Annotated in this window: 2 protein-coding genes; both read left to right on the top strand. The window is 62.2% G+C overall.

The features are described from left to right. Positions 1-247: 247 nt before the first annotated feature. Positions 248-2293 carry an elongation factor G gene (fusA, locus tag BQ17_RS09515; RefSeq protein WP_089726496.1) on the top strand — a complete coding sequence of 682 codons (2046 nt, stop codon included), beginning with the start codon at positions 248-250 and terminating at the stop codon, positions 2291-2293. Between the two features lie 212 nt (positions 2294-2505). Continuing rightward, the gene (locus tag BQ17_RS09520; RefSeq protein WP_256091535.1) at positions 2506-3486 is read left to right on the top strand and encodes a hypothetical protein; all 981 of its coding nucleotides are present in this window, start codon (positions 2506-2508) and stop codon (positions 3484-3486) included. Positions 3487-3968 lie beyond the last annotated feature (482 nt).

Genomic DNA, 3968 nt, shown 5'->3' on the forward strand with positions numbered 1-3968 from the left:
ACGCTGGAGCGTGGGGAGCCAGCCGAAAATCAATGCCAGTAGAAAATCAATAGGTTAGTTTTTAGACAGCCTCTAAGGCATCGAGGTAACCTGCTGCTTGCTGGCGAGTTATCATTCGGTTGCCCTGCCCCCACCCCCATGGAGCACACCGTGACGGATCGGTTACGATATACTTAAAATCCATTGCCACAATCCCGGATGCGTAGCCCATGGGCCGCGCGCGCTACCTAAGAAGAAGGTTTACTCGATGCCTGATTATAACGCCGAGGACATCCGCAACATCGCTCTGGCCGGCCATTCCGATGCCGGCAAGACCACCCTGGTAGAGGCCCTGCTCACCACCACCGGGGTCATCGTGGAGCCGGGAAGCATCGAGAAAGGCACCACCGTCTGCGACTTCGATGCCCTGGAGAAGGAGCACCTGCACTCCCTTGACGTGGGCATCACCAGCTTCGACGCCCAGGGCAAGCACGTCAACCTGATCGACACCCCGGGGCTCCCCGACTTCCTGGGCCGCGGCATTTCCGTGTTGTCTGCGGTGGAGACTACCGCCATCCTGATCAATGCCCGCACCGGGATCGAGCCCGTCACTCAGCGTATGTGGAAGGCGGCCGAAGATCGCAATCTGTGCCGGATGATCATCGTCAACAAGATCGACGCCGAGGGGGTGAACCTGGGTGAGCTGACCGCTCAGATCCAAGACACCTTCGGTGCCGAGTGCCTGCCCATCGACCTGCCGGCGGACGGTGGCAAGCGGGTGATCGACTGCTTCTTCCAACCCGGCCCTGATGCAACCGATTTCTCCTCCGTCGAGGAGGCCCACAGCCGGATCATCGACCAAGTGGTCGAGGTCGATGAGGAGCTCATGGAGCTCTATCTGGAGCAGGGCGAGGAGTTGGCACCGGAGCAGCTGCACGCCCCCTTCGAGAAGGCCCTGCGCGAGGCCCATCTGATCCCGATCTGCTTCGTCTCGGCCCAGACCGGCACCGGCATCCCCGAGCTGCTGAATATCCTGGCCCGGTTGATGCCGAACCCGTCCGAGGGCAATCCGCCCCCCTATGTAAAGGGCGAAGGGGCCGACGCGGAGCCCGTCAGCATCAGCCCGGATCCCGAGCGGCATACCCTGGCCCATGTCTTCAAGGTGATCAACGATCCCTTCCGCGGCAAGCTCGGGATCTTTCGTATCCACCAGGGCCGGGTTACCGGGGATACCCAGCTCTTCATCGGCGACGCCCGCAAGGCGTTCAAGGTCAATCACCTGTTCCGCCTGCACGGCAACGAGCAGATCGAGGTGAAAGCGGGTGGACCCGGCGACATCTTGGCGGTAGCCCGGGTGGAGGATATCCGTTTCGATGCGGTGCTTCACGACTCCCACGACGAGGACCACTACCACCTGCACCCCATCGAGTGCCCGGTCCCCCTGTTCGGGCTGGCCATCACGCCCACCAAGCACGGCGACGAGCAGAAGCTTACCGACGCCCTGCACAAGCTGGAGTCGGAGGACCCCTGCTTCCGCGTGGAGCACAACGCCGCGGCCAACGAGACCGTCATGCGCGGACTCGGCGAGCTACACCTGCGGGTGCTGCTGCGACGCCTCGCGGAGCAGTTCCATGTGGAGGTGGACACCAAGCCGCCGAGCATCGCCTATCGGGAGACCATCACTACCCCGGCCGAGGGCCACCATCGGCACAAGAAGCAGACCGGCGGTGCCGGTCAGTTCGGCGAGGTCTATCTGCGCATCGAACCCCGGGAGCGGGGTCAGGGCTTCGAGTTCGTGGACGCCGTGGTCGGCGGCGTCATCCCCAACCAGTTCATCCCCTCGGTGGAAAAGGGCGTGCGCCAGATCTTGCAGGAGGGTGCCGTGGCCGGCTACCCGATGCAGGATATCCGGGCTACCGTCTATGACGGCAAGTACCACCCGGTGGATTCTAAGGACATCGCCTTCGCCACCGCCGGTAAGAAGGCCTTCCAAGACGCCGTGGACAAGGCCAAGCCGGTGATCCTCGAGCCCATCGTTAAGATCCGCATCCTGGCCCAAGACAGCGCCATGGGCGACCTGGCAGGGGACCTCTCGGGTCGTCGTGGACGCATCAGCGGCAGCGAGGCCAAGGGCCTGGGCCGGATCGCCATCGACGGCGAGGTCCCGCTGGCGGAGCTGGAAGGCTACGAATCGCGGCTCAAATCCATGACCGGCGGCGAAGGCACCTATACGATCGAGCTGAGCCACTATGAGGCGGTCCCGGCAAGCATCCAAAAGCAGCTCCAGGATGCCTTTCAGCGCTCGGAAGACTAGCCCGTGCCTGTCCCAGGTCTCACCGGGGTGGGCGGCGGTGCTTCGGTTTTCGCTTGGGTTCAACGGGTTGCAGATTGTTTATCGGCAAATTCGGAGAGGGTCTATTCTGAATTTCTCATCGCCCTTCCCTCATCCCGGATACAAGCATAGGAGGCACGGCGCCCGTGTCGGCGCCGCACCGATGAGGCGAGTCAACACGATCGAACGGTCCCATGTTGCACCAGATATCCAACGGCACCCGCCGGGACATAAAGGGCAAGCCCCGGGTCTACTATGACGGTTACTGGATCAAATACTACGAGCCGCCGGCCGACAATCTGGAGGCCAAGAAGCAGCTGATTCATGCCCTGACGCGACGGCTCTTCAACCATGTGGAGCACGGGATCAATATCCCCGGCATCCGCCTCAATGAAGCCCGACAGGCCTACGAGCGGGAGATGGACCCGGAGCGCAAACGGGTGGCGGGCGCCATGCTGGCCGGAGCGCTCTTCAACCGGGCTACGGACATCTTCACCAAGGTCGTGGAGCTGCAAGAGTTCGGGGTGGAGATCACCTCAGACGATGCCCTGATGGATCAATGCGGCAAATACCTGCTGGAGGCCCTGGAGCTCGGGCGCCTGGTCCGCCACCGCAGCGGCGACGAGGGTCTGGACGAGCTCTGGGGTGAGCCGTTCCGGGCCTTCTCCATCCCGGTGAGGGACTTTTATGAAAGTCGCTATCTGAAGATTGCGCAGACCATGTGCCACATCGACCGCATCGCCGATGTCATGGTAGATACGTGCGCGGATGAAGGGTCCTTCCCCGGTGTCGATCTGCATATCCGGGAGCTTGCCGACGCGGCCAAGGAGAAATGCGAGACCTTGCGCACCGATCCGGCGATCTTCGAGGTGTGGCCGACTTTTGTCGTCGCTGGTGAACGGTTGTGCCGGCTCGAGCCGCAGCTACCGCAACACGCCTCGGAGGAACGGATACGGCGCACACGGCGGGCCCGTGCCCTCATCCGCGACGGTGTCTCCCTGATCCGGCATATTGCCCGCGCGCGGGTCCCGATGCCCAAGAGCATGCGCGAGTATCTGGAGCACTGCCACCACTTCCGACTCGCTGCCGAGGAGGTCCCCCGTTTCCCGCGTCGTTCGTCCCAGGTTGCAACCGCGGGCATGACCTCACGCACCCTATGTCAGCGAGAGCCTTGATCTAATACAAGCGTGCCATCCTGCCCTAGGTTATCCGCAGATTACGCAGATTTTCACAGATTAATTCGTTTAGAGGCTGTCTAAAAACTAACACATTGATATTGGCTGGCTCCCCACGCTCCAGCGTGGGAGCAGCTCCCGACGCTCCAGCGTCGATTAAGCGCCTCGGTAGGCTAACCGCCAACGCCTATCAGCACAGAGGAGCTGCGTCCGCTGGAGCGGACAAGATGGCGTTCCCACGCTGGAGCGTGGGAACGAGTGCGAACAGGGCGCGGCAGGTTATCGATTATCCGCGGGCCAGGCACTCGACGCGGTTATTGGCAAAGCTGGCCTATTACAAGAACGGAATGGTGGACAGCTGCCTGATTCTCTCCGCAGCGCGGAGTTTCCACGTTCCCACGCAGCGCGTCACTGCCATTAAGTTAGTGTCAACGGCCTCAGTAGCAGAGCTTGCGTCGGCGCCGATAGAAATCGAGTAAGCC

The organism is Candidatus Thiosymbion oneisti (assembly GCF_900092655.1).
Lineage (GTDB): Bacteria > Pseudomonadota > Gammaproteobacteria > Chromatiales > Chromatiaceae > Thiosymbion > Thiosymbion oneisti.

Coding starts and splice junctions, on each gene's coding strand:
- fusA (WP_089726496.1), top strand. CDS start 248: ATGCCTGATTATAACGCCGAGGACATCCGCAACATCGCTCTGGCCGGC.
- BQ17_RS09520 (WP_256091535.1), top strand. CDS start 2,506: ATGTTGCACCAGATATCCAACGGCACCCGCCGGGACATAAAGGGCAAG.